The organism is Mangrovibacterium sp., assembly GCF_059905295.1.
In genome coordinates this window covers 1-4728 of record NZ_JBZQJF010000130.1, presented here as the reverse complement: position 1 = coordinate 4728, position 4728 = coordinate 1, and the positions used below count along the sequence as shown (strand labels likewise).

Genomic DNA, 4728 nt, shown 5'->3' with positions numbered 1-4728 from the left:
TAGCTATTTTTCATTCAGCGGCGGCTCTTTTTGATTCCTTTTTCCAGCTGAAGGGAAAAAGGAATAGCCCGTCCGGCTAAAGGACACAAAAGAAGAACAGAATAAAAAAGAATCATTCAAACCATGCGGCGCATGCACAATCTGCACAACAAGCAACATAGAGCATGCGCCTAAAGACGCAAATCTACTACAGCCCCGGGTAAAACGAGCTTCCGACATTCGTCGGAACCTCGTTTTACCCGGGGCTACCTATATTTCACCCCGCTGGGGTGAGACGTTTTATTTTACCGGTCTTGATAAAAGGCCGATAGCGTTTCGAGCAAGCTTCCATCTTCATGCGATTGTCTTCAATTGTTTTCAACTGCTTTCTCTTGTTTTCCTCCACTTTCATCCCTGTTGAAGATTCCCTCCGAATCATGAATTTTTTATTCGGGTGAGCCCTGCCTCCCCATGTAAAGGTGGAGTTTCAAGTATTAAGTTTCCGGTTCCAAGAGATCCGATCTTTCTGAAAGATCGGATCCTTTGCTCACCACACCGCTATTATTGCGCTGAAAATGTATTTCAAGACAGCCCGACAACTTTGGTGGATTTAGCGTTCAATACACTGGATCGGGAGGCAGCGGCACAACCTTGGTTAAAGATCTAAAGATTGGGTGGGAATAGAAAATAGTGGACAGCAACCAGTAACCAGCAACCAGTAATAACGACTACCTGATATCTGAATATCCTCCAACTTTCCCGACTTAGCTATTTGGTCTGTTCTGCCTGTTTCTTTTGATAATAGTTTTGCAGCACATAAAAAGCTTTCTTCTTCCGGCCTGTTTCCGATACCAATCCTTTGCGGTTCCAACCGTCCTGAACATTGGGTAATTGGCGCAGGGGGGATTGAAAATCAACCAAAATCCAGGGGGTCATGCCCGAAAGGCCGGGAACCCGCTCAAACATCGCGATGTTTTCCTTGTACATATTTTCCTGGTATTCTTCGCTCCAGCGGGTTGTTTTGTCGCCATGAAAGCCCTGAATTGCACCCCCTCCAAATTCGCTGATGATAACCGGTTTGTCGTAGGCAATTTCGAAGCTTTTTTCCCGACATTCTTCCGGTGCTCCACCATACCATCCCAGGTACTCGTTAAAGCTGACGATATCCAGTTTGTCAGCTATCGGATCACTGACGGTATAAACTTTACTTTTATCGCCATCCTTCCCGCCATCTTTCTTGCAGGCAGCACTTAAGAGTCGGGTTGGATCCAGTTCGCGTACATAATCCGCTACTGCTCCCAGAAAATGATTCCGGTCGGGGCCGGGAGTTGTTTCGTTGGCAATACTCCAAATAATGCTGGCTGCCCGGTTTTTGTCGCGACGGATGACTTCAGCATACTGACGTTTGGCATTTTCCAGAACCTTGTCGCTTTTCCAGTTGATGCCCCAGTATAGTGGCAATTCTTCCCAAAGCAGAATGCCCATTTTATCAGCCTGGCGGACCATGTTTTCCTGGTGAGGATAGTGTGCCAGGCGTGCAAAGTTACAGCCCAGCTCTTTCGCCCAGCCAAGTAGTAATTTGGCATCGTCGACCGAATTGGCACGATCGCGGCGAATGGGGTTTTCATCGTGAATAGAAATTCCGCGTAGGAAAATCGGCTCGCCATTCAGCAAAATTTGTTTGCCTTTCGTTTCAATGGTTCGAAAACCGACCTCATCGGACATCTGATCTTCTCCGGCAACGATATTGATGGTATATAGTTTCGGGTTTTCAGGGCTCCAAAGGGTTAGCTTTTTCGATTTGAAGCTGAATGTTCCTTTGCCTTCTGCATCAATTTGTACCGATTGGCTGATGCCTAACTCCGGAATAGAGACAGTCGCTTCAGCAGGAAAGCTTTTACCATTCAAAACAAGCTTCCCGTCAATTTCTTTTTCCTTATCCTTGATTGATTCTTTATTCAGGGAGATGGTATAATCGTCGATAAAGGTTTGCGGTACTTCAATCAACTTGACATCTCGGGTAATCCCCCCATAGTTGTACCAGTCGGTGACCATTCCCGGAATATAATCGGGTTCGCGGCGGTTGTTTACGCCCAGGATCACAAAATTATCTTTCTCCCGGATCAGGTCGGTTACCTCGAAGCTGAAAGGGGTAAAGCCCCCTTCGTGCTCTCCAAGCTTTTTGCCATTGAAAGAATACTGGGTTTTATAGTTGGCTGCCCCTACATAAATGAAGACCCGCGAATTTTTCAATTTGGGTTGATAGTCAAAGGTTTTGCGAAACCACATGCTGCCTTCATAATAGTATAGCTTATCTTTTTGCGAATTCCATGATCCGGGCACCCACAGGCTTTGGGCATCATCGAAACTGTATTCAACCCTGTCTGTTTTGTCTTTGGGCTTTTTGTTTTCGTATAGCGGCGAAAACCCGATTGCTCCGGTGTTGTACTGGTCGATAATGTATTTCCACTTACCGCCTAAGCTGGTGTTGGTGCGGTGGTCAACATTGGTAATAAAATCGGGTTGAGCTTGTAGCTGGAAGCAGGCAAAGAACAATAGGAAGAAAATTGTGTTTTTCATGGAACTACGATTAGGTTTGAGATGAATTCCTCCGGATTATTTGGGCAATTCGGAGTACTGATTTTTATTTGAGAATTAAAGCAACTAAATTTAGTGCTGATTTCCAGATTTAACCTCCGTTTAACGGTATTTGTAACGGTTAAAATGGCAGCCTATATGGAATTATTTCAGTTGATTAACGATTGCTGTTACTAAAGTTGAAACGAGCTTGAACGAGATAGAAAAAAAAGAATTACTAGCGCATTTATTGGCACAACCAACCTTTGCAAAGTCGCCAACGAGTCGGGTTTTGCTGGAATATTTAGTGAATGCCACGATTGCCGGAACGGATTTGAAAGAAACAACAATCGGGGTGGATTTGCTGGGAGATAAGTTTGACCCGGAAAGTGGAGATGCACGGATACGGGTCAATATTTATAACCTTCGGAAAAAGCTTGAGAGCTATTACAGGAATGAAGGGAAGGACGATATCTGGCGAATTGTAATTGAGAAAGGGCAATATCGGGTTGATTTTGTGCAGCCTAAAACAGCTAAGCCCAAAGCTCAATATGCCGGATGGTTGGTGCCAGTGCTTATTGGTGCTTTGCTTGTTTCATGGGGACTTTTATTTTGGATGGGGCGAACAAAGGAGGCTCCTGTATTTTGGAGGCCGTTTTTTACCAACGGAGAACCAACAAATTTGGTCGTTGGAGATTCATATGGTCTGATGGGGGAATTGCCAACCGGAAGCCATGGCTGGTTTCGCGATTACGGTATTAATAGTAGTGCCGATCTGTACGCCTTTCTGGAACAACATCCGGAGCTGAAAGATAAGCTAACACCGGCAAACTATTTTTATTCAACAGAAATGGCCGTTTTCTCCGCCAAGGAACTGGCAACACTTTTTCAAAAGTACCAGGGGGACTATTCTATTCGTTTTTCATCGAGCTTGACTTATTCTGATATTTTAGAAGGCAACTCAATTTATGTGGGACCGGTAAAGAATGATAACAAGTTTATTCAATTGTTTAACGAAGGAAATCCCAACTTTAAACTGGAAACAAACAGCCTGCACTTTTCAGGGGACTCACTGCATAAAGCATCCGAATTTAACCTGATGACTGAGGGCTTGGTTTCGGAATATGCGATTGTTTGCCGAATGGCCGGAGAGCGGAATAATGCCCGTTTCATGTTTTTTTCAGATCACGACATCGGTGTAAAAGCTACTGTTGATTATTTCACGAATGTAGATTCGCTTCAGGCCTTTGCCGATCGTTATTTCGACGGGCGTCCTTCAAATTTTACAGCTGTGTTCAAAACAACAGGTATCGAACGGAATAATTTGCGTTTAAGACCGGTTTTGGTTTCCGAAATCAAGTAGATGGCAAGTTTTTCTTTGGAACAAGCACCCATATACCTTATTGGATGGAATTGTAATTCGCTGAAACCCGCGGCTGACCTGTCCCCGAGGCAAGATTGCCCCTCCCATTGGCTCGTGGAGTAGTCCATCGGTCATTTTTCGATTCCAATCGGGCAAAGTAAGCCGCCCATTGGCCAATTTTCGATTTCCATTGGCAAGATTGCCCCTCCCATTGGCCAATTTTTTGATTTCATAGGGCAAAATGAGCCTCCCATTGGCAATTTCTCCCATTCAATCAGGCATAGTGGGCCTCCCATTGGCAATTTTGCGGTTCAATTGGGCTGGGTAAGTGTCCCATTGGCCAAAGTTCTTGCCAACTGGCTGGAGGACCGTCCACAGGCTCTCCTGATGGGGTGAGCTATTTTTATATTGTCCGATCTCCCAAGGTTCTTAGCATCGAGTTTCGTATTTCGAAATGTAGAAGTAAGAAAGCGCAATCGTTCAAGTTCCAAGTTCCAAGTTCCAAGTTCCAAGTTTCAAGTTTCAAGTTCCGGATTCGTCATTGCGAGGACGACGCAGGAGGACGCGGCAATCTTTTCGCTTCGCCCAGCATCGCGTGATCAGAGCAGGCGTCTTTTTCTACCCAAATTGCACCCCTCTGGGGTTAAGTCAATATCTGCTCCGGGTTACCACTTGCAGCTCTTTCAATCCTTCCCATCTATCCTTCAATCATTATAGAAATATATTGGGATCCATCTATTCAAAAGATCGGATCCCTAAAGTCTGCAAATAAGAAAGGGCCATCAATGCTGACGGCCCCCTCATCTTCT

Annotated in this window: 2 protein-coding genes; one reads left to right on the top strand and one right to left on the bottom strand. The window is 45.0% G+C overall.

Annotation, left to right across the window (positions count from 1 at the left end):
* Positions 1–747 precede the first annotated feature (747 nt).
* Positions 748–2559: a glycoside hydrolase family 2 protein gene (locus AC37HE_RS07045; RefSeq protein ID WP_500782097.1), complete on the bottom strand. Its 1812-nt coding sequence runs from the start codon at positions 2557–2559 to the stop codon at positions 748–750.
* A 208-nt stretch (positions 2560–2767) separates the two neighbouring features.
* Here AC37HE_RS07045 and AC37HE_RS07040 point away from each other — a divergent pair, with 208 nt between their 5' ends.
* Positions 2768–3919, top strand: a complete 1152-nt coding sequence (locus AC37HE_RS07040; protein WP_500782096.1) for a hypothetical protein — start codon at positions 2768–2770, stop codon at positions 3917–3919.
* The last annotated feature ends 809 nt before the right edge of the window (positions 3920–4728 follow it).